Origin of the sequence: Parabacteroides sp. PFB2-10 (assembly GCF_029893085.1) — a bacterium.
Classification (GTDB): domain Bacteria; phylum Bacteroidota; class Bacteroidia; order Bacteroidales; family Tannerellaceae; genus QVMG01.
In genome coordinates this window covers 124,662-146,022 of record NZ_JARXWI010000008.1, presented here as the reverse complement: position 1 = coordinate 146,022, position 21,361 = coordinate 124,662, and the positions used below count along the sequence as shown (strand labels likewise).

Here is a 21,361-nt window from a genome sequence, read left to right as displayed (position 1 = left end):
CAAATATAAGAAACTATTTTTTTTCTTATACCATTTTTCTCAAGAAGCCATGCGAAAAATGAGCGGGGAGGGGATCAACTCTCAAATTTTTGTGAAACTTCGATGTTTATCAGTTTTTATGACGACCATTATTTGAAGCAGGCGTTAAAGACGATCTTGTCAGATCCAGCTATGTTTAATGGTATGCGAGTAAAGGATGTAATTATTGAAGACAACCCTAATTTTACAAATAAAAATTTATTTAGATGTGGTGGCTCTATTTTTATTCGAAGGCATGGAGAAGATGGTAAGGATACTTATTATACTTACGAATCCGAATTAGCTGGAGATTTGCTAAAGGAAACCTTATTGCATAAAATGGAAATTGCAGGATTACCCCCTGATGAAACTTTGCAAATAAGCTTTGACATGACTTATCCTAAGAAGAAAATAAAACTGGTAGATTACAGAGGTGTTAAAAACAAAGTCAGTCAATGCTGGGCGAGGTAAATAATTGCTGGGCACTTCTAATTGAACCTCATGGAATTGAAATAGTATATCAGTTATTACTATTGCGAACTCCTTTTTCTGTTTCATGCCGGAGAAACTTTTATTTTTAACGAAAGTTTCATAATGAAATTATTATTACCTTGCAGGCTGACGATATGAAGCGGCAGCGATCGTCCATTTTTAATTCCGTAACAAAAAGGATTTTCTTCAATATAAATGATCTATTATGAATGATAAACTAAAAAACGCAGGAATGAGACTGATAAGTTTGGCCTGCATGATTACGGTCGTTTTGTTTTCTGCGTGTTCGAGTGATGACGGACCGGATCCTGATCCTTACAAATCGGGACCGGAAGCGATTGCTGCCTTCCGTAGTTTTTTTTACCGGAATGGTAAAATTAATGCCTTGAAACATAAAAATTTCCTGGATACGGAATGGGCTATTCCTATCGGGAAACCTGAAGATACCTGTATGATATTCAACCTGATAACAGGTATGGATGTGAAACTGACGGATACCTACAGTTATTCGTATAAGTCTACGGATGGAAAATGCACTATCCGTATGGAAGGGAAGAGAATACCAGAAAATGCCATTTACGGCACGATGTATATAAATATCCCTGAATGTCCGGAAATCACGAAGATCATCCTGGCTAAACCGGAATTTTTTGAAAATACCAATGAGTGGGAAGATATAATAACCGCAACGAACCCCTCCAGTTAACCGGAGAGGTTCGCTTTTCCCGTTTCCGGGGTTCGCCCAATTCATTTCTTTTCTTTGGAGGGCGAAAAGGGGGGAAGGGATCTTATTTAGGGGTCTGTGCTCCTTTGCCGGGGATAACGCCCCAGAGTTGGCCAACCTCAGCGAGCGGATAGCGGTTACCATACATCGAGACGCGGTTGGTTTCCGAGCCCTGTTTGTTCATGCCCATCGCGGCACGGAAGGTGTTCATGGCCGAGTTCTCGTTGTACTGCGAGCTACGGCTCATTTCCAGGCCTAAATAGCCTTTCAGGTAGGGTTCGTTGATCACTTTGCAGAGCGTTCCCATCTCGGCATCGTTCACTTCACGGTTGTTCTCATATTTTTCCAATTGTTCCACCTCTTCGAAGTTATTGGCAAACTGGAAGTTCCACATGCCACCACCCGAAGGAAGACAGATGTCACCCATGCGGTTGGCGAAGAAGAGGTTGTCGAACGCATTGGTCTTGCGTATCTTATCGCGTTTGAGGTCGCTGTCGAAGCGGGTGCGGTCGAGGGCAGCGTAGACATTTCCTCCGAAGATATTATCGTGTACATCGTAGCTCATGCGTGTCATATAACGCAAGCCATAGCCCATATCTTCGAGCAGTTTGTCGCGTGTCCAGGTGAAGAGCACGGTGTTGTGGTGGAAGTCGAGTGTCGTCTCATGTTCAGGAGCCACGCCATTGCCACGCACTTCACAGGCTGCCATGCGACAGGCGATAAAGATATTGTTATAGAACTCCCAGTTTCCGGCGATATTCTCCATCTGTATTCCGTAGTGTACCGCATTGGCAAATACGCAGTTGCGCACGATCAGTTTGCCTTCCACAGCGCCATAGACAGCCTGTCTGGAGCCGGGTATGCCACCCATGGTAGGAACACCCGAGGGCGATTCGCCTACACAGATAATCCTTCCCGTCTCACAGCCGGCCGGAGCCGAGGCCACCGGGTTCTCGTACACCGGTTGGCAATAGAGGTTATACTCTCCCATATCGAACACCATGCCGTCGATCATCACCGTGCCACCGCGGTTGCCCTTTACGATCACATCCATCAAGGCGTGTGCCCCTGCCGTGCCCGCCTTGGCAATCGCTGCATCCGGACGTATCGTGGTCGGGTGTTTCACGGGGTCACGCTCACTAAAGTCGGTGTTCCATCCCCCTTCGAGCGCGAGGTACTTTTTGAGTTCGATAAATCCCTGATCCATCTTACCGAGGTAGTTGCCTTCGGCAATCCGGATCAATGCGCCCTCTTCGGCGGCGTCAATGGCTGCTTGCAGGTCTTTGTAGGGTTTCTCCTGCGTTCCGTCGGCGGTGCGGCTGCCCGCACCGGTGGATACGCTTACATACATGGTTGTCGCGTTTGTCATGTTACTTTGTTTTAATGGGTTATTAGGTGATTCTGCCTGTTGTGTCTTCGTTTCGGCGGCCTTCTTTAAGGCGTTGCCCAACTTGCCCAGACCTTGTGCCTGTGCGGTGAAGCCTGTCAGCAGCAGGGCTGCCGTGGCTATCAAGATGATGTTTCTTCTCTTTTTCATGATGTTTGTTTTATTTATTCATTAATTATTTCTTTACACAGCGGACAGTATATGCAACGGCTTCGCGAATTAATCCCGGTCTTATTTCATTGCGATTGAAGTAGAGCGTCCGTGTACTCCATACCTTCCGCGCAGTATCTTCTTCATACGTAGAGGTCATATAACGCCCTTCTTCGGGGCTTGACAGCTTACCATCCCTATCGCGATGGCCCCCTGCCGGTATAAAGAGAGTGTTGCCGGATTTCTTGTCGGTGAATTTGTATCCCTTCACACCGTTTTGTGTTACCCATTTACGATCAACACTGGTCTCATCTAATAATGCATTTATATTATCTAAGGTCGGTAGGCGATAACCTGCAGGGCAGGGGTTGTTCCTTGTCACCCAACTGTCGTTGGTATCAACGACACTATTCCATTTCTCTCCGTCGTGCGATGGGGTTAGCGGATCGGTCGGACTCCAGCCTGTGTAACGATTCCTCTGGTAGTACCATCCAGTATCTTCGGGATTGGAAACGAATAATGCGGGCCTTTCGACGTTGCGCGCTGCCCATATTACGTTGTTAATTTTCATCTCCCACGCCTTGCCCACTTTCAGTACACCCACATTGGACGAGGTTACGCCTTCGATGATGATCCTGAAGTAATAGCTTCCCTCGGGAGTGGCTTGGGCGACGGATGCCCCAAGGGAGACTATATTGTCATTCTCACCTGGAAATTTAAGGATGGCAAAACGGACACCGACGGGTTCGGTAGCGGTGTTCTTTCCCTCCGCATCGCTAAACCACGCTATATCGGCCGTTTTGCCCGTAAAGGTCATGCCGTTCGTACCGGTCAGCGAGTACTTCACCCATTCCATTGTTCCCGAGTCAAGTATGCCGTCTCCGCCATCACCCGTTTGCGCTCCGATGTTAAACATCGGAACCGCGGCCGGCGCTGTTACTGTTACGGCACAGGTCGCCGTCTTGCCCCCGTCTTCGGTGGTGGCGGTGATGGTGGCCGTGCCTGCTTTCAGGGCGGTCACATTACCGTTGTTGTCCACTGTAGCAACTGCTGTATTGCTCGACTTCCAACTTACCTTCTTATTGCTCGCATCTGTCGGAGCCACGGTGGGGGTAAGTGTTTCGCTCCCGCCTTCAACCAGTGAAAGAGAGGTTTTGTTAAGGGTTACACCTGTAACGGCTACCGCTTTCGCTGTTACTGTAACGGCGCAGGTGGCCGTCTTACCTCCGTCTTCGGTGGTGACGGTAATGGTGGCCTTGCCAGTCTTTAAGGCAGCGATATGACCCTCCGCGTCGACAATAGCAATCGAGGCATCGCTTGATTTCCAGGAAACAGTTTTGTTGGTCGCGTCATTAGGTGTAACGGTAGCAATCAGTTTTTCGCTCGCGCTCTCCACCAGCGAGAGGGAGGTTTTATTGAGCTTCACACCGGTTACGGCTATCGCTTTCGCTACCACCGTAAGGGTACAGGTATCGGTTTTAGCTCCCTCCTCCGTTGTAACGACAATCGAGGCCGCGCCCACCTTTACGGCCGTCACTTTGCCTTCGCTGTCTACGGTGGCGATATCGGTCTTGGTTGATTTCCAGCTTACCTTCTTATTGGTCGCGTTTTCGGGAGTCAGGGTGGCGGTGAGCGTTTCACTCGTGCCCTGAGCTAAGGTAAGCGTGGCTTTGTTGAGCTTTACGCCCGTTACCGACAGGGTGGCCGCCTTAACGGTCACAGCGCAGGTAGCGGTTTTGGATCCGTCATCAGACGTAACGGTAATGGTTGCGTTGCCGGCTTTTACGGCTACAATTTTGCCTTCAGCGTCGACGGCGGCAACCGTCATATCGCTCGATTTCCATGTCGACCTTTTGTTGGTCGCGTTCTCCGGAGCTATCGTAGCTCTGAGACTTTCGGTCTCACCCTCTACTAATGCGAGTGTACTCTTACTGAGTGTTACGCCCGTTACTTTTATTATCTCCGGTCCCGGATCTTTGCTACAAGAGACAAAGAAGATACATAGGGCACTCAGCGTAATAAATAGAGTGGCTGCCAATCTTGTAAACTTGTTTTTCTTTTTCATACGTCTACTATATTTATTGTGGGTATTGTTATTTGTCGTAGTATTGCCCGGCTATTCCTATTTACCAAAGATCCGCTTCACGATATCGAGCCTATTGAACGCCGAAGCTATATCGCCCAACACCGGTATGTCGTAAATGCCACGGGTATATCGCCGGTGCATCTCCTCCGGCATCGCCTTGACAATCGCCCCTCGGGCCGCCATACGGATTTGATGGGAGACCGCCGATTGAGCCCCTGACGCCATGTTTTGCTTCATTTGCTCCCGGGGAGCGGTGGTGCCTTCGGGTAGTTTTACATACGCTGTAAATTCAACGAAGAGATTATTGTACTCGCGATTGAGTGTGAGGGAGGTGAACTTCTCCTCAAAGTCGGCCTGGTTGCGACATCGCTGTCCGAACTGTTCCATACGTTCGAAGAGTGCCTCCGCCTTTTGTCGAGCCTCTTCGGGCAGGTTGTAATGCGTATAGAGAGCATCACGCCTACTACTTATTGATTGTTCTATACCTTTATCCATCCTATTTACTTTATGAATGTTTAGGATCGGTTTGTCTTCGGTTGAAAACTTTCCTCACCGCTTGAAAGCAAATGTATGGGTATAGGCACAGAAGGGCTATCACAGATTCCGCATCAAGTAGGACGGCATCCGCAATCTATGCATGAAAGTTGTACTATTTCCGCACCGGAAGGAGTTAACAGACTGATTATCTGTTGATATATTGGTCTAATTCAGAAAACACTATACACTAATCACTAAACACTAATTACTACCCTCTCTCTTCCGGTATCTTGATAAACTGCGACGGGGTATAGCCGAATGCCTTTCGGAACGAACGGGAGAAGTAGCTCAAGTCGCTGAATCCACAGTCGAAAGCCACCTCTTTGATCGATCGGTCGCGCTTGGAGAGCAACAATTTGGCTTTGTTCAGGCGCGCCTGCATCACGAAAGAGGTGATGGTATGCCCGGTCATGGCCTTCAGTTTGCGTCCCAGTTGCGATTCACTCAAACACATATCCTGCGCAAGCCCGGTGGGGAAGTAGTCGGCATCGTTGAGATGGCTGTTGACAACGGAGGATAATTTGGTGATAAAAGCCATATTCGGGTCGGTATGGGAGGCCGTTCCTGCCTGGAAGAGGGCGTTTGCGTAGGTCTTCATCAGCATGGCGCGGCTGTCGAGCAGTTGTTTGATGCGCACCAATAGTTCGCGTTCGTCGAAGGGTTTGGCCAGATAAGCATCGGCACCCACCCTAAGACCATCGAGCTTATCCTCGGTTGTACCTTTGGCGGTAACCATAATCACGGGGATATGCGCCACGGCGATCGAAGCGCGCAGGTCGGCGGTAAAGGCATAGCCATCCTTTTCGGGCATCATCACGTCGGTGATAATCAGATCGGGTATGTGTTGTTCGGCCATCAACAGCCCTTCGTTGCCGTTCGAAGCGTGAATCAACGTATATCTTTGCGCAAGGATCGTATGCATATAATGCGCCACATCTTTGTTGTCTTCCACGATCAGAATCATCTTCTTCGTATTCGAAGCCTTGCCCGGTGTCGTGTTTTCATCGCCATCTGTATCGAGGTCGGCCAAATGGATGCCGGCATCCTCTTCGTTCAGCTCTTCGCGTGCCTCTACCGGTATAGGATCATTCGACACCGGCAACGACAAGGTAAATTCAGTACCCTTGCCAACAGTACTGGAAACACCAATCATACCTCCCGCCTCTTCGACGAGTTGCTTCGAAAGGGCAAGCCCGATGCCGCTGCCGACATGATCACCGTTCTCCGCGTCGGAGGTGTAATAGAGCTCGAAAATATGGGGTAGACGCTCGGGCGTGATGCCTTCACCCGTATCCTTCACCTGTATCACGCATTGGCCGGCCGCCTTATCGTGGCGGAGATGCACTACGATCTTATCTCCCGCCGAACAGTGTTTGATGGCGTTGGAGAGCAGGTTGCTCATTACCTTTTTAACAGAGGATGCGATGAAATTCATCGAAAGAGTATCCACTTCGCTATACACGAAGAGGTCAATCTCCCGGCTGCGGGCATATTGCGCGTAGGGTTCGGCAATGACATGCAGGTACTCCACCAGATCACCCTGTCGCCAACGCGGTTTGCTGACACCCGCTTCGGATCGCGAGAAGTCGAGCAGTTGGTTGACCAGATGCATCAGGTTACGCCCCTGCCGGCGGATGGCTTTGAGATCTTTCGCCTCGGGGCTATCGGTCTCTTTTATGGTCGACAAGATATGATCGCTCAGACCGGTAATCACCGTGATGGGTGTACGAAACTCGTGGGTGATATGGGTAAAGAAGTTCGAACGCATCCGCTCGATATTCTTGAGTTCGATTGTCTGTTGGCGCTCCAGTCGGCGTTTATAGAGTATCAATAGTAACAGGATAAGCAGGCCGAGGATAACAGGTGTCATCAACAATAGGGTTGCCTTTCGCTTGGCCTCCTGTTCGCGATTGAGCTCATCCAGCTCTTCAATCTGTTTGGCATATTTTTCTGTTTCATACTTGACGCGCGAGTCGAGCAGCCGCCCTGTTTCCTGGTTCTGCTGCAGGGTGTCGGCATAGGCGCGGCTAATACGCAGATCATCGACAGACTGCTTGAAATCACCTCGCTTATGGTGATACTCCGAGCGCAATTCGTAGGCTTGTTTGATATGCTGCGGCGAGTTGATCGCGCTGGCGGTACGCAGAGCGGCATCGAGGTAGGGCCATGCCTTAACGAGTTGCCCGCTCTTGAGATGTATCTTTCCGATGCTAAAACAGGCATTCAACCAATGCCATCGGTCGGATGTGTCCGAAAGCAATTCGTAAGCCTCTTCATACTGGGTCAATGCGCGGCGATCGTCACCTTGCGCCTCATAAATATGTCCGATATTGATAAGACAGAGGGCGATGCCGAGCGGCAGGTTGGCCTTTTCGTTATAATCGAGTGAACGGCGGTAGTATTCCTCAGCCTTTGTCTGATCGCCCATATCGAAATAGACCGAGCCGATATTGGCGTAGTTCATAGCGATACCACGCAGGTTATTGTTTCCTATTTCTATCTCAAGCGCTTTCTCATAGCTGCGTATCGCCTCCTGTTCCTCGTTTATGGAGTGGTAGATCACGCCCAGCCCGTTGTAGGAACTGGCCATGTTGCGGCTGATGGTCGCTCTGTCCTCTCCCCCGTATTCTTCGGCTATCCGCAGGGAGAGATAATGGTAGGGGGCGGCTTCGTTGAGCGCGCCTATTCGCCGGAAGTCGGTTCCCAGTTCATTCAAAACCGTGGTGATAAAGATCGTGTCGCCAATCTCATAGCCAATCTGAAGCGCTGCGGTATGGTTCTCAATAGCCAATCGAAATTGCGATGTATTGCGTGCATCATTACCCAAGGCACGGAATATCACCTGCTCACCAATCTTATTGCCCGTCTCCTGGTAATAATCAAGACGCTTTTTGAGTTCTACCGGATCGTAGCTCTGCTGCGGAAAAGCCTCCCGCATATCGGCAACCCATTGTTTTTTCTGTATTTCAAGCGCGGATATCTGCTCCTTCCAAGAAGGTTTGAAGAAGAAAAAGAAAAGCAGTATAACCACCCCCAAAGCGGCAGCAAACCACAACAGACCCTGTTTTCCCCACTTTGATATCGATTTGTTATTTGTTTTCATAATACTATTTATTGCGAATTGCAGTCAAAATCTGAATGTCAAAGAAGAATCGACTCTATCCACTGTGCCGGGGACAATACCGACATCCTCCTTTATACCTAATAGAAATGAACCTAAAACAAAGGTAATCAAAAGTTTCAATTTTACTCTTCAACTTCTTTCTGATTTGATCTTCCCCTGTTTTTCGCCTGGTTTTTCACTGATTGATAATTGTCAACGCATTAATTGACGATTGTCAAACAATTAAACGATAATTATCAATCAATTGATTGACAACTGTCAACCAGTGAGAACTCCGACGAAAAATATCCTTATCATCTTATCCTCTGTTTATGGTATGATCGTTCCGGATATTTTTCTTACCTTTGCCGCTCAATAAAATATGGATAATCAACAAAAATAGATAGTATGTTTGAGAATTTAAGCGAACGGTTAGATAGGTCGTTTAAGCTGTTGAAGGGGGAAGGCAAAATTACGGAGATTAATGTTGCGGAAACCCTGAAGGATGTGCGTCGGGCGTTGTTGGATGCTGACGTGAATTATAAAGTAGCCAAGCAATTTACAGATACGGTAAAGGAGAAAGCGTTAGGACAGAATGTGCTGACGGCTGTGAAGCCGAGTCAGTTGATGGTCAAGATTGTACATGATGAACTGGCTACCCTGATGGGCGGAGATACGGTGGATGTGAATCTGGACGGCAGTCCGGCGATTATCCTGATGTCCGGTTTGCAGGGATCGGGTAAGACTACCTTTACCGGCAAATTGGCAAACATGCTGAAAACAAAACGTGGGAAGAAGCCTCTTTTGGTGGCTGCTGACGTATATCGTCCCGCGGCTATCGAACAGTTGCATGTGTTGGGCGAGCAGATAGGGGTACCTGTCTATTCTGAAATAGAAAACAAAAACCCTGTTCAAATTGCGCTGAATGCGATTAAAGAGGCGAAAATCAAAGGAAATGATCTGATTATTGTCGATACGGCAGGGCGTCTGGCTATCGATGAGCAGATGATGAACGAGATTGAAGCCATCAAGAAGGCTATCCAGCCGAATGAGACGCTGTTTGTTGTCGACTCCATGACGGGGCAGGACGCCGTTAATACCGCCAAAGAATTTAATGAACGCTTAGACTTTGACGGGGTGGTTCTGACTAAATTGGACGGTGACACCCGTGGTGGGGCGGCGCTTTCTATACGTTCTGTTGTCAATAAGCCGATCAAGTTTGTCGGAACGGGTGAAAAGATGGATGCACTGGATGTGTTCCATCCGTCACGTATGGCCGACCGTATATTGGGCATGGGTGATATTGTTTCTTTGGTAGAACGTGCTCAGGAGCAATATGACGAAGAAGAGGCTCGCCGCTTGCAAAAGAAGATTGCGAAAAACCAATTCGACTTCAACGATTTTATTGGTCAGATCCAGCAGATCAAGAAGATGGGTAACCTGAAAGAGTTGGCTTCGATGATTCCCGGTGTAGGCAAAGCGATGAAGGATATTGATATCGATGATAATGCCTTTAAAACAATTGAAGCGATTATCTATTCGATGACTCCGGAGGAACGCACGAACCCGGCGGTGTTGAACGGTTCGCGCCGTCAGCGTATTGCTAATGGGAGCGGAACAACGGTTCAGGAGGTCAACAAACTGATCAAACAATTTGATGAAACACGTAAGATGATGCGTATGATGACGCAGATGAAACCGGGCATGAAGAATATGCCTAAGATGAAGAGACGATAACTTTCAAGATATAATTCTATGTATAAGCTTTTAGACGGTAAGGCGGTCTCTGCTCAGATGAAGCAGGAAATGGCCGAAGAGGTGGCTCGCATCAAAGCGGAAGGTGGTAAGATCCCTCATCTGGCAGCTATTCTGGTAGGACATGATGGCGGTAGCGAAACGTATGTAGCCAGTAAGGTTCGCACATGTGAAGAGATCGGATTCAAATCTTCTCTGATCCGTTACGAGGAAGATGTAACGGAAGATGAACTTTTGAATCAGGTGGAAGCATTGAATAACGATCCGGATGTGGATGGGTTTATTGTGCAGCTACCTTTACCGAAGCATATATCGGAACAAAAAGTGATTGAAGCCATTGATTATCGTAAGGATGTGGACGGATTCCATCCGATCAATGTCGGACGTATGTCGATTGGGCTTCCCTGTTTCCTTTCAGCTACTCCGGCTGGTATCCTGGAGCTTCTCAGACGTTATGAAATAGAGACGCAGGGTAAGCATTGTGTGGTGCTGGGACGTAGCAATATCGTCGGCAAACCGATGGCGACATTGATGATGCAAAAGGCTTATCCGGGCGACTGTACGGTAACGGTATGCCATAGCCGTAGCAAAAACCTGAAAGAGATGTGCCTGAGCGCTGATATTATTATTGCGGCATTAGGAGTTCCCGAATTCCTGAAAGGGGATATGGTGAAAGAGGGTGTAGTCGTTGTGGATGTAGGCACGACGCGTGTGCCCAGCGCCTTGACAAAGAGTGGTTTCAAACTGACCGGTGATGTTAAGTTTGATGAGGTGGCGCCAAAATGTTCCTATATTACGCCGGTACCGGGTGGGGTAGGGCCGATGACGATTATATCCCTTATGCGCAATACGCTGTTGGCCGGAAAAAAAGAAATTTATGGTTAAATCTCTTGTGATTTAACAAATAAGTTCTATCTTTGCACCGTCTTAAAAAGAAGTGTCTTTTGGATAGACAAATATGGTGATTGTAGCTCAGCTGGTTAGAGCATTGGATTGTGGTTCCAAGGGTCGCGGGTTCGAATCCCGTCTTTCACCCAAAAGGCCGTTCTCAGTATTGGGGACGGCTTTTTTTGTTTTTTAAGAGTATTCCAGGGAGATGGTATGCAAAAGAATTGTATTATTGCATTTCTAAACAATAATACAATTATGAAGAAGATTTTTTTTGCACTCTTTCTGTTGCTTCCAATCGTTGCGTTAGCACAGGTTACAAAAACAGACTATGATCGTTCTGATACGATCTTGCACCTAAACAAGTATGTCTATGCGGCATCCATCCAGCCGCAATGGATTAACGGTACACATACATTCTGGTATATGAACCATGAAAGAGGAGGGGATTTCTACTACATGGTCGATGCCGATAAACGACAAAAAAACTATGCTTTTTCGCACGATAAGCTGGCTTCTTTATTGAGTAAGGAGATCGAAGGAGAAGTGAGCCGGAATAACCTCCCCTTGGCCAATGTGGAATTTCCTGATAAGGAAAAGATGACCTTTATGGCTGGAGGAGCCAGTTGGGAGTATATTATCCGTCAGAATAAGTTGATTCGTCTCAATGCCAATGGTGCGGCGGAAGAAAATGCGTCCCGAAGAGATCCCCGTTCGAATAATGCGATGGTTCGCACCGGAAATTCGGTCGTGTCGCCAGACAACTTATGGGAGGCATACGTTCGTGATAACAACGTGTACATAAAACGTACGTTCAATGAAGAGGAATTCGCTCTGACCATGGACGGTACCATGAACCATTATTATAGTTCGCAATTAGTATGGTCTCCTGACTCCAGGAGACTGATCACACTTAAAGTGAAAGATACGGAGACGCGCAGGATTCCGTTGATAGAGTCCGCTCCGGAAAAACAGCTGCAACCCGAACTCCGGTGGCGCAATTATGCCAAGCCGGGTGACCTTTTAGCGGTGAGGCTACCGGTTATGTTCGATGTTGAAAATAAGACGCAGATGCCATTGGATACGGATCTGTATGAAAATCAGTATTCTCTCCGGTTGACCGGATGGCGTGCGGATGGGAGAGGGTTTACCTTTGATTTTAATGAAAGAGGACATCAACGTTTTATTGTCGCCGAAGTGAATGCGAAGGACGGTAAGATACATCATGTGGTTGATGAACAATCGGAAACGTTTATCTATTACAATAAGCTTTATAAATATTATCTGAATGATGGGCAACAAACGCTATGGATCTCAGAACGTGACGGATGGCGCCATCTGTATATGCTTGATGGTCATACAGGACGTGTGATCCGACAGATAACCAAAGGCGAATGGGTGGTTAGGGATGTGTTGAAAGTAGATGAAGAGCGGGGTATGATCTATTTTACTGCCTCCGGTTTTAATAAGGAGGAAGATCCTTATAACCTTCATTATTGTTGCATCAAGCTCGATGGCACCGGCTTTGCCGATCTGACAAAAGAAAATGGAAACCATCGTGCTGTTTTTTCAGATGATTATGCCTATTTTGTTGATTCCTATTCACGTCCGGATCTGCCCCCTGTTTATCTGTTGAAAAAGACCGATACGGCCGAGAAAACGATGGATCTGGAAAAGGCGGATATCGAAGATCTGATAGCAAAAGGCTGGACGATGCCGGAAGTGTTCCATGCCAAGGGCAGAGATGGACAGACCGATATTTGGGGGAATATTATTCGCCCCAGCCATTTCGATCCGAATAAGAGCTATCCGGTAATTGAAATGATCTATGCCGGGCCGCATGATTCACATGTGAATAAGAATTTTTCTCCTACTTACCATTTGATTTCCAAATTGGCTGAATTAGGTTTTATTGTGGTATCGATTGATGGAATGGGAACCTATAACCGTTCCAAAGCCTTCCATGATGTGTCCTGGAAGAATCTGAAAGATGCCGGTTTCCCGGATCGTAAGCTATGGATCGAGGCAGCTGCAGAGAAATACCCCTATATGGATATATCCCGTGTGGGTATTTATGGCTGGTCGGCTGGTGGGCAGAATGCCATGGCTGCGTTGCTTTTCCACAATGATTTCTATAAGGTGGCGGTTGCTTTCTGTGGTTGTCATGATAACCGGATGGATAAAATGTGGTGGAACGAACAATGGATGGGTTATCCGATCGATAAATCCTATAGCGAGTCTTCGAATGTCGATAATGCCCATCTATTAAAAGGGAAGCTGCTATTGGTGAACGGCGAATTGGATGATAATGTCGATCCGACTTCAACCCTGCAAGTGGTCAGTGCTTTGATGAAAGCCAATAAAAACTTTGAGCAGCTCTACCTGCCCGGCAAAGGACATAGTTTAGGAGGTGATTTTGAATTGCGCAAAATGCACGATTTCTTTGTGAAGCACCTGAAAAATCAAGATCCACCGGAGTGGGAATGATTTGTTCCTTTAGAGTTCTTTTGTTTTACGCGGTTTTGTTCAGTCGGAACCTTCGGGATGACCAGAAGGTTATTGAAAAGTGTATATTATAAAGTAGAATGACATCCTTTGGCATTTGAGTAGCTTACCTTTGTCAAATAATTGATTATATTATGTCAAAATCGACGTATATCCAGCGCTATTTACTTATTATTAGTAAAATACGGAGTGAAAAGTATATCAGTTTAGATGATCTTGTAGATTATATCCAACAAGAGATGTCCTCTTATTATCAAGCGATAGTTTCTAAACGAACTATCCAGAGAGATTTAAGGGATATACGTGATTTTGATATTAGCATTGAATACTCGAAGTTACATAATGGCTATTACATTCCTGAGGATGAAGAACAATACTCAAGGCTTGAAAGAATATTTGAGCCATTCAATTTTTTAGGTGTTCTTCCTGATTTTGTCTTTGTGGAAAAAACAAAGCTCAATGGGACAGAGCATTTGCATACGCTTATACAAGCAATAAAGGAAAGTCGAATAGTTGATTTCTTTTATCTTAAATATGACAATAGTTTTTCTCATGTGAGAAAGGTTATGCCTTATGCCTTAAAAGAATTTAAGAAAAGATGGTATCTTCTTGCCGTAGAGATTGATGGCGATCCGAAGGAAAAAGGACTGATCAAAACTTGGGGATTGGATCGCATTTATAAATTGAGTGATACGTATGTTAGATTTGAGAAGGATAAGCGAATAGATATCAATAAAGAATTTGCAAACTCCTTTGGAATTTATTCCGACAGGGATAAAGTCGCAGAAGAGGTGATTTTATCATTTCCTCCTAAAAGTGGAAGATATAATAACTCTTTTCCACTCCATGAATCACAAGAAGTTCTAATAAACAATAGCGAAGAATTTAGAATCCGGTTGTATGTTAAAATTACATACGATTTCCTTATGGAATTGCTTTCACAAAGTGAGTCCCTGAAAGTAATCAAGCCGTTACATCTAAAGGAGAAGCTAAATGAGATACATCGGAAAGCGATTGAGATGAATACTAATTAATAATAAAGAATAAACATCATGAGTGATAACAAAGCTTATTTTACGGGGATTGCCAGTGAATACTTGGTTCTTTCTATGTTATATAGAAGAAAATCTGAAGCATTCTTAAGTATGGGGAATAAAAAAGCAGTAGATATTCTTATCTTACAGGAAGAAGGAACGTATATAGAAGTGGATGTGAAGTCTGTCTCCGGATATGCTTCTGTCCCTGTAAATAATATCGAGGTTAAAGATAATCGTTATGTAGTGTTTGTTATCTATCGTAATAAATTCGAAGACATTGAAACCATACCTGATTTCTATATAGTTCCAAGCAAAGAGGTTGTTGAGCGGTGCGATCATTATAAGGAACAACGAAGAATACATCCTAAACATATAAAAGAATATAAGGATAAATGGGAACTAATCGTCCCTGCTTCTGAATCTGAGGTTAAGTAAGGCTGAGAAACTCTTTTATTCTGAATTAATAAATAATGAAGAACGAAAATAGCAAAAGAGAAAAATTACGAGAAATTTTAAAGCCGAGAGGGATCTTTAGTGCTAAGATTTTTGAAGACGTTTGTGTGTGTTTAGGATTGCCGGAATACCACCAAATGGTTCCACATTTGCATTTTATGCATTCATCTTGGACGGGTTGGATTCATGAGAAAGAGATGGATAGCTGCATTGATGACTTACTAAAGCTTGCGACAGACTATTTTTCAGATATTTCGAAACCTCCTATTCAAATATTGAAGGAGGCAGTAGAAAATCAGACAGATTTGAGGATTGTTTTCCCCAAACTTTCCATCTTGACTCATTGCTATCCGATTCTTCTCTATGAAGAATTGTTGCTTACCCAAAAAGAGACCCCCGAAGATATATTGGCTGAATTTATAGCAATTAGAGACCATGACTTATATAATGATCTTGGAAAACTGGGGAATGTAATAGAATATAAGTATTGTCTTATAAAATTCAGTATGGAGTATAGCGAAGAAGAGCAATTACACATTCTAAAACGGTATAATCTGAAATATCTTGACTGGTATATAAATTATACTATAAAATGTAGAGAAGAGGCGCGGGCATATATAGAAAAAGACCGGAAACAGAAATACCTAGGCTGCTTTATAGGCGGAGGGGTTGGTGATGCTTTGGGCGCTCCTGTTGAGTTTATGTCATTCGATGAGATTGACATCAAGTATGGTGACGAAATAGATGACGACTATGATAGAGAAACACCGTTAGCTGATTATGTTGAATACCCCGGCAATGTGGGCGAGTTCACAGATGATACGCAAATGACATTGTTTACAGCCGAGGGCTTGTTGCGGACGAAAATGTGTAAAAGCGTTATTGGTTCCTCTTGGCTTCCAGCAATAGTACACCGTTCTTATTTGCGTTGGTTAAAAACGCAATCCATAGAGAGTGAGTATTTTCTTGATAAGGATACCTTGGAGAATGGATGGCTTTATCAACAAAAAGAACTCTTCAAACAGCGAGCGCCGGGTCACTCCTGCCTTTCTGCTTTGCAATCTAACAAAAGGGGTAGCACGCTTGAACCGATAAACAATAGTAAAGGGTGTGGGGGAATCATGCGAATGGCTCCTGTCGGGTTAGCCTACCCTCCTAAAGAGGCATTTGATATTGGGTGTGAACTGGCGGCTATTACCCATGGACATCCTACCGGCTATTTGGCTGCCGGCTATTTTGCTGCACTGATTTCTTTTTTGACCAATGGTACTGGCCTGGAGGAAGCGATAAAGGAAACGAATATAATATTGAAGACGAAAGCAAACCATCAAGAGTTATTAAGAGCTATTGAAAAAGCAATTGATTGTTTGGGTTCTCAGGCTCATAGGAGTATCCTGGATGACCATTCTACTAATATCGAAGAAAAGCTGGGCGGTGGATGGGTTGCGGAAGAGGCATTGGCTATATCCCTTTATTGTGCGATATATTTTAAGGATGATTTTGTTGGTGGAGTTTTAGCTGCGGTAAACCATACTGGAGACTCAGATAGCACAGGAGCTATTACCGGAAATATTTTGGGTGTTATTCATGGCGTGAAAGGAATACCCGAAAAGTGGATAATGAATCTGAGATTTGCTCATATCCTTCAGGAGGTGGCGGACGATTTCTATGAATGTATGAATGGATCAATGAATGCTCCGGAAAGTATATGGTGGGAGAAATATCCGGGATATACTTGGAAAAATAAACCTATAAAAAGCCTGAGTGACGGATATGAATTGGAGGGATTTGAAGTTAACCAGGATTATATACATCCAAGATGGACAGACGTACCCTCTATCCGGATAATAAGCCAACAATAATTATTCAAAATCGATACTGTTAGGTAGCATACTTAGGAAGTTGATGCTTTTACTCAGGTTTAGAGTATGAAACTCTAAACCTGTAATTGCCAAACTATCGTAGTATTCTTTAAGGTTAAAGAAATAATATTTTCGATTAAATTTTCATTCCAAGTAGAGTTTAAAAACGGTACAAGCTATTCAGTTTACCTAAGAGCAAATGTAAAAATTGGAGAAAGTTATTATTATGATTATTCTATTGGAGGGATTCGTTTTGAAAATCCAAGAGACGAGACTGTATCTAACATTCCTTTGATAAGCCGAGAAATTGTTTCAATTTTTACCTTTGAAGGCAAAAAAGTAGGTGAGTACTATGAGGACGAATTGAAGGAAGTTCTACAGCCGGGAATTTATATAGTAAAAAAGGGAAAAAATTCGTATAAGATAAAACTATAGGAAAGAAAAAAAAGGTAAAAAAAGCTTGTAAAACAGATTAAAACAAGGGTATACTTGATGTTTTTGAGAGTCCAGATGCTTATTGTATCTGGACTTTTGTTGTTTATGCCTGATAGGTTGTTCCTGTGCCAAGTTCTTGTTATCTTTAGGGAAAAGTGAAGATATGGAAAGCAGAAAAGAATTTAACAGAATGAGAGGTCTGGTAGGGGAAGATGATGTAAGGCTTATAAGCAGCCTACCAGAGGAAGAAGCCAAGAAGTTGCATGAAGATTCTATGGAAAAATCCATAGCAGCTTTGGCAAATGGTATAAGAAGCTTAGGAGAAGAAAATTCTGATGAAAAAGCAGAAAAGTAGATAAGTTCTGCATAAAGGTTAATAAAAGTGGAATGGAAGTGCTTCTAAAATGAAAAAGGAACATGTTAGTTCCTTGATTATCAATGGAGCGGTAGGCGAGATTCGAACTCGTGACCCTCAGCTTGGGAAGCTGATGCTCTACCAACTGAGCTACTACCGCGAATGATGTGGTGGCAAATGTAGTGATAAATTCATTTCTTTCGTATTTTTGTGGCTGAAAATATACTTGAATAAGATGAAGGAAAAGCTTACGTTGGTAAAGGTTGGAGGGAAGATTGTGGAGGAGGCGGAGACGCTGAATCAGTTGTTGCATGATTTCTCTGCCATTCCGGGATATAAGGTGTTGGTGCATGGGGGTGGACGTTCGGCTACCAGCTTGGCGGCGCGGTTAGGCATTGAGAGCCGGATGGTGGATGGTCGCCGGATTACGGATCTGGAAACTCTGCAAGTGGTCACCATGGTGTACGGAGGTTTAGTGAATAAGAATATAGTAGCTGGTTTGCAGGCATTGGATGTGAACGCGTTAGGGATGACCGGCGCGGACATGAACCTGATGCGCTCGGAAAAACGACCGGTGAGAGAGGTCGATTATGGATTTGTCGGTGATGTGAAAGAGGTGAATGCCGACTTGTTGGCTTCGTTGATCCGACAGGGCATTGTGCCGGTGTTGGCTCCTTTGACCCATGACAAGCAGGGCAATATGCTCAATACCAATGCCGACACGATAGCCGGGGAGGCCGCCAAGGCGTTGGCCAAACATTTTGAGGTGACGCTTATGTTCTGTTTTGAGAAAAAAGGGGTGTTATTGGATGCGGATAATGACGACAGCGTGATCCCTGAAATCGACCGGGAAACGTTCCTGAAATATGTGGCAGAGGGTATCATCCAGGGAGGCATGATCCCTAAACTGGAAAATGCCTACCAGGCCATCGATGCCGGGGTGAAAGAGGTGATTATTACGCAGGCTTCGGATATACATCGAAACGGAGGGACAAAGGTGTTTTTGTCTTCCAATAAATAAGAAAAACAGGAAAGATATGAAGCAATGAAGGGTGTTCTTAGACTAGACACCCTTCATTTTTTTATACCTATAAAAACCTAAAAAAACGGAAAAAAGTAGGCTGAAATTTAATAGTACATATCACTTGTGGTGAATGAAATTTCAGATAGCAGTTCTCCATTCTGTTCCGTAATTTTAATTTTGTTTTCTCTCAACAACCAACCTAACGCAAGAAATATGACTGATTCTTGTTTATAGGTCAGTTCGCCAATCTTTCTGATGGAAAGTTTCCCTTTTTGTGATAATAAGGAGTAAACATCTCCTGCATTGCTACCAATTTCGTGACTCATCATAGCCGAATAGTTATTAAAAAGTTTTGTTTGTTATATAAAAAAAATACATAGATGGCTTTTCTTTTATACGTATTAGAAAAGCTGGTCGCATTAACAGATAGAAATCGGATTTACCAACGTGAGTTGTAGATAAGAAGGGATTGACATCTGTTCATAGTTTTAGTTGTTAAATCGAATAAGTAATAACAAATAAATTTCTAACAAAAGTAGCGGAATGTTTCGTACAATTCATGCCAGTTTTTCTTTTAAAAGAGATTTTTTATGTCTATATTTGTCGGAATCGCTTCTTTTTGAACGGTTGTGTGACCCTAATCCAATTGGTAGACCATGACGGATTGACTTTAATGCATTTGAGGTACGTTTTTAGTTAAACCAATAACACTTACTATATGAATGATTGCATAATGAATAAAGCTTTTGTAAATGCTTTAGAAGGGAAAATTACCAAAAAAACGATTTTGGCGGATTTTGTGGCTGTAACCTTATGTATGGAAAAAGAAACAGCCTATAGGCGGTTGCGTGGAGAAGTCCAATTTACGCTTCGTGAAACCGCTATTCTTGCCGCTAAATTGAATATTTCGTTAGATGAGATCATCGCGCGGAACGGTCAGGAATCGCAAAAGAGATTATTGATGCGTTTGCCGGAATATTATTTGACTGCCTCTAAAAAAATGCCTATTGTTACGGATGCGATACATTATTTAGAGCGATTAGGCAAAGAGCCTTATTCCGAGTTTGGCATGGCTCTATCGGGGATTCCTTTTACTCTTTTCTTTCCTTATAGTTTGCTTACGCGATTTATGCTATTAAAATACACCCATCATGCAGAAAATTCTCCTTCCTCCCTTCCCTATAATAAAATAGTGGAGGCAGATGATCTGATCGATTACCGGGGTGATTTGGGGCTTTTGCTGAAAGAAGTTACTGACACTTATTATATTTGGGATCGTAAGATTATAAGGGCTTTAGTGGATGATATAAAATATGCTAAAAGCATTCGTTTAATGGGCAATGAAGAGATCCGTGACCTGAAAAAGGAACTGCATCGCTTTTTGAATGACTTGGAAAACCTGGCCTCAAAGGGGAGGTATGATGAAACAGGGAATAAGTTTGAATTGTATATTTCGGATGCCAATATTGATATTACCTATGCCTATATCTGTTCGCCTAATATGCAAGCCAGTATGCTTTCTTCCTTTATCTTTTTCATGATGATATCAGAAGATAATATCTCTTTTAGTCGGATAAATAACTGGATCAAATCCCTGAAGCGCTATTCCACGCTGATCTCCGGCATCGGAGAACGGGAGAGAATCTTGTTTTTTGATCAGCAGCGTGAGGTGGTGGATACCTTATAGTCCTATCCCTTGTTGTCCGTTCATCTGCCACTCCTCCGGCTGTACCTCTTCTGTTTTTTCTTCTACGACAGGTGCCGGGAAGCCATCAGGGTCGGTGCTTCTAATTTTTATGTTTTTGAAGGAGATGGAGGCTGATCCGTGTTTTCCCTGCAAACCGATATAGCCTTTTGTCGGTTTGTCGGCCAACGGATTGGGGAGCCAGGAGGGTATTTCCGAACCATCGGGGTTTTCTGTTCCCGATGTCCACAAAGCCATATTCATATTGGTCACTTTCTTGCCGTTCAAGACAACGGTAATATGTTGTCCCGAACAACGGATGCGCAGGTGATTCCAGGCGCCCGGTTTTTTAACCACCTTGTTAATGTGAGGCCCCAGATGCCCATAGATGGCGCCGCATCGCTCGAAAGGTTGAGCATCTGCCCATCGCGAATAATGATCGTCGGCTATTTGTACCTCGACCGAGTTAGGAATCCAATTGGTGGTATCTGTGCAATAGACCACCACGCCGCTGTTCGTCCCCCTGTCGTTTTTGAAATTCAGGTCAATCTCGAAGTTCTCATATTCAATAGTTGTCCATATCACCTTGTCTTTTGTGGCCGTTAGTATGCCATTTGCCTCATACCAGCCTTCGGGATCGTACTGGGCTTCAGAAAGGTTCTCACCAAACAGAGGAATCCATTTGTTTTTTATTTGCGAAAAGGCTTGTGTCGTAATCAACAGGCATCCACAGAGGAGAGCTGTTCTAAAACAATATTTCATCATGTATTCATTTTTTTAGCGGAAAACTGTGTCAAAGATATCTATTTTTGGCTAACTGTGGCAAATGCTTTTCCTATAAATTGTTATTACGCCTAAAACCTAAA

The 21,361-nt window shown here is 44.4% G+C and carries 17 protein-coding genes and 2 tRNA genes; 12 read left to right on the top strand and 7 right to left on the bottom strand.

Annotated features, from left to right (window positions below; all coding sequences use genetic code 11):
- Nucleotides 1-102: 102 nt before the first annotated feature.
- Together M2137_RS09210 and M2137_RS09205 are read left to right on the top strand one after the other, a co-directional pair.
- The gene (locus M2137_RS09210) at nucleotides 103-489 is read left to right on the top strand and encodes a CRISPR-associated endoribonuclease Cas6 (protein WP_280766138.1); all 387 of its coding nucleotides are present in this window, start codon (nucleotides 103-105) and stop codon (nucleotides 487-489) included.
- Nucleotides 490-742: 253 nt separating this feature from the next.
- On the top strand, nucleotides 743-1,216 hold the full coding sequence (locus tag M2137_RS09205) for a hypothetical protein (RefSeq protein ID WP_280766137.1): 474 nt from the start codon (nucleotides 743-745) through the stop codon (nucleotides 1,214-1,216).
- Nucleotides 1,217-1,298: 82 nt separating this feature from the next.
- Here the strand turns inward: M2137_RS09205 and M2137_RS09200 are convergent, their stop codons facing one another.
- The 4 genes from M2137_RS09200 to M2137_RS09185 all read right to left on the bottom strand — a co-directional run bounded on the left by M2137_RS09200 (nucleotide 1,299) and on the right by M2137_RS09185 (nucleotide 8,497).
- Nucleotides 1,299-2,771 carry a hypothetical protein gene (locus tag M2137_RS09200; protein ID WP_280766136.1) on the bottom strand — a complete coding sequence of 491 codons (1,473 nt, stop codon included), beginning with the start codon at nucleotides 2,769-2,771 and terminating at the stop codon, nucleotides 1,299-1,301.
- Between the two features lie 25 nt (nucleotides 2,772-2,796).
- Nucleotides 2,797-4,836 (bottom strand): Ig-like domain-containing protein, encoded by a 2,040-nt coding sequence (locus M2137_RS09195; RefSeq protein ID WP_280766135.1) that lies wholly within the window; start codon nucleotides 4,834-4,836, stop codon nucleotides 2,797-2,799.
- Between the two features lie 57 nt (nucleotides 4,837-4,893).
- Nucleotides 4,894-5,352 (bottom strand): hypothetical protein, encoded by a 459-nt coding sequence (locus M2137_RS09190; RefSeq protein ID WP_280766134.1) that lies wholly within the window; start codon nucleotides 5,350-5,352, stop codon nucleotides 4,894-4,896.
- A gap of 250 nt (nucleotides 5,353-5,602) precedes the next feature.
- Nucleotides 5,603-8,497, bottom strand: a complete 2,895-nt coding sequence (locus tag M2137_RS09185) for an ATP-binding protein (RefSeq protein ID WP_280766133.1) — start codon at nucleotides 8,495-8,497, stop codon at nucleotides 5,603-5,605.
- Nucleotides 8,498-8,905: 408 nt separating this feature from the next.
- Here M2137_RS09185 and ffh point away from each other — a divergent pair, with 408 nt between their 5' ends.
- The 8 genes from ffh (at nucleotide 8,906) to M2137_RS09145 (ending at nucleotide 17,787) form a co-directional block, all read left to right on the top strand.
- A complete protein-coding gene (ffh, locus tag M2137_RS09180) occupies nucleotides 8,906-10,234 on the top strand; it encodes a signal recognition particle protein (RefSeq protein ID WP_280766132.1) in 1,329 nt (442 codons plus the stop codon).
- Nucleotides 10,235-10,252: 18 nt separating this feature from the next.
- Nucleotides 10,253-11,137, top strand: a complete 885-nt coding sequence (folD, locus tag M2137_RS09175) for a bifunctional methylenetetrahydrofolate dehydrogenase/methenyltetrahydrofolate cyclohydrolase FolD (protein WP_280766131.1) — start codon at nucleotides 10,253-10,255, stop codon at nucleotides 11,135-11,137.
- Nucleotides 11,138-11,212: 75 nt separating this feature from the next.
- Nucleotides 11,213-11,288: transfer RNA gene (locus M2137_RS09170), tRNA-His, on the top strand.
- A gap of 110 nt (nucleotides 11,289-11,398) precedes the next feature.
- A complete protein-coding gene (locus M2137_RS09165; RefSeq protein ID WP_280766130.1) occupies nucleotides 11,399-13,627 on the top strand; it encodes a S9 family peptidase in 2,229 nt (742 codons plus the stop codon).
- Between the two features lie 152 nt (nucleotides 13,628-13,779).
- Entirely contained in the window at nucleotides 13,780-14,679 is a 900-nt protein-coding gene (locus M2137_RS09160) for a WYL domain-containing protein (RefSeq protein WP_280766129.1), read from the top strand.
- An 18-nt stretch (nucleotides 14,680-14,697) separates the two neighbouring features.
- A complete protein-coding gene (locus tag M2137_RS09155) occupies nucleotides 14,698-15,117 on the top strand; it encodes a hypothetical protein (protein WP_280766128.1) in 420 nt (139 codons plus the stop codon).
- Nucleotides 15,118-15,152: 35 nt separating this feature from the next.
- A complete protein-coding gene (locus M2137_RS09150) occupies nucleotides 15,153-16,997 on the top strand; it encodes an ADP-ribosylglycohydrolase family protein (RefSeq protein ID WP_280766127.1) in 1,845 nt (614 codons plus the stop codon).
- A gap of 598 nt (nucleotides 16,998-17,595) precedes the next feature.
- Nucleotides 17,596-17,787: a hypothetical protein gene (locus M2137_RS09145; protein ID WP_280766126.1), complete on the top strand. Its 192-nt coding sequence runs from the start codon at nucleotides 17,596-17,598 to the stop codon at nucleotides 17,785-17,787.
- An 84-nt stretch (nucleotides 17,788-17,871) separates the two neighbouring features.
- Here M2137_RS09145 and M2137_RS09140 read toward each other — a convergent pair.
- Nucleotides 17,872-17,947, bottom strand: a tRNA-Gly gene (locus tag M2137_RS09140).
- Nucleotides 17,948-18,022: 75 nt separating this feature from the next.
- Between M2137_RS09140 and argB the strand changes: the two genes are divergently transcribed.
- On the top strand, nucleotides 18,023-18,808 hold the full coding sequence (gene argB, locus M2137_RS09135; RefSeq protein ID WP_280766125.1) for an acetylglutamate kinase: 786 nt from the start codon (nucleotides 18,023-18,025) through the stop codon (nucleotides 18,806-18,808).
- 107 nt (nucleotides 18,809-18,915) lie between these two features.
- On the opposite strand, the gene M2137_RS09130 is transcribed toward argB, so the two are convergent.
- Nucleotides 18,916-19,140, bottom strand: a complete 225-nt coding sequence (locus M2137_RS09130; RefSeq protein WP_280766124.1) for a winged helix-turn-helix domain-containing protein — start codon at nucleotides 19,138-19,140, stop codon at nucleotides 18,916-18,918.
- A gap of 488 nt (nucleotides 19,141-19,628) precedes the next feature.
- Between M2137_RS09130 and M2137_RS09125 the strand changes: the two genes are divergently transcribed.
- A complete protein-coding gene (locus tag M2137_RS09125; RefSeq protein WP_280766123.1) occupies nucleotides 19,629-20,498 on the top strand; it encodes a hypothetical protein in 870 nt (289 codons plus the stop codon).
- Here the strand turns inward: M2137_RS09125 and M2137_RS09120 are convergent.
- Complete coding sequence (locus M2137_RS09120; RefSeq protein ID WP_280766122.1) at nucleotides 20,493-21,260, bottom strand: DUF1080 domain-containing protein; 768 nt, start codon at nucleotides 21,258-21,260, stop codon at nucleotides 20,493-20,495. The two genes, M2137_RS09125 and M2137_RS09120, sit on opposite strands and share 6 nt — an antisense overlap.
- Nucleotides 21,261-21,361: the final 101 nt, after the last annotated feature.

Bases quoted from the DNA above. Each gene is read 5' to 3' on its own strand.
- M2137_RS09120 (WP_280766122.1), bottom strand. From the start codon at position 21,260: ATGATGAAATATTGTTTTAGAACAGCTCTCCTCTGTGGATGCCTGTTG.
- M2137_RS09160 (WP_280766129.1), top strand. From the start codon at position 13,780: ATGTCAAAATCGACGTATATCCAGCGCTATTTACTTATTATTAGTAAA.
- M2137_RS09150 (WP_280766127.1), top strand. From the start codon at position 15,153: ATGAAGAACGAAAATAGCAAAAGAGAAAAATTACGAGAAATTTTAAAG.
- ffh (WP_280766132.1), top strand. From the start codon at position 8,906: ATGTTTGAGAATTTAAGCGAACGGTTAGATAGGTCGTTTAAGCTGTTG.
- M2137_RS09130 (WP_280766124.1), bottom strand. From the start codon at position 19,140: ATGATGAGTCACGAAATTGGTAGCAATGCAGGAGATGTTTACTCCTTA.
- M2137_RS09190 (WP_280766134.1), bottom strand. From the start codon at position 5,352: ATGGATAAAGGTATAGAACAATCAATAAGTAGTAGGCGTGATGCTCTC.
- argB (WP_280766125.1), top strand. From the start codon at position 18,023: ATGAAGGAAAAGCTTACGTTGGTAAAGGTTGGAGGGAAGATTGTGGAG.
- M2137_RS09195 (WP_280766135.1), bottom strand. From the start codon at position 4,836: ATGAAAAAGAAAAACAAGTTTACAAGATTGGCAGCCACTCTATTTATT.
- M2137_RS09185 (WP_280766133.1), bottom strand. From the start codon at position 8,497: ATGAAAACAAATAACAAATCGATATCAAAGTGGGGAAAACAGGGTCTG.
- M2137_RS09200 (WP_280766136.1), bottom strand. From the start codon at position 2,771: ATGAAAAAGAGAAGAAACATCATCTTGATAGCCACGGCAGCCCTGCTG.
- M2137_RS09210 (WP_280766138.1), top strand. From the start codon at position 103: ATGTTTATCAGTTTTTATGACGACCATTATTTGAAGCAGGCGTTAAAG.
- M2137_RS09145 (WP_280766126.1), top strand. From the start codon at position 17,596: ATGGAAAGCAGAAAAGAATTTAACAGAATGAGAGGTCTGGTAGGGGAA.
- folD (WP_280766131.1), top strand. From the start codon at position 10,253: ATGTATAAGCTTTTAGACGGTAAGGCGGTCTCTGCTCAGATGAAGCAG.
- M2137_RS09205 (WP_280766137.1), top strand. From the start codon at position 743: ATGAGACTGATAAGTTTGGCCTGCATGATTACGGTCGTTTTGTTTTCT.
- M2137_RS09155 (WP_280766128.1), top strand. From the start codon at position 14,698: ATGAGTGATAACAAAGCTTATTTTACGGGGATTGCCAGTGAATACTTG.
- M2137_RS09165 (WP_280766130.1), top strand. From the start codon at position 11,399: ATGAAGAAGATTTTTTTTGCACTCTTTCTGTTGCTTCCAATCGTTGCG.
- M2137_RS09125 (WP_280766123.1), top strand. From the start codon at position 19,629: ATGGAAAAAGAAACAGCCTATAGGCGGTTGCGTGGAGAAGTCCAATTT.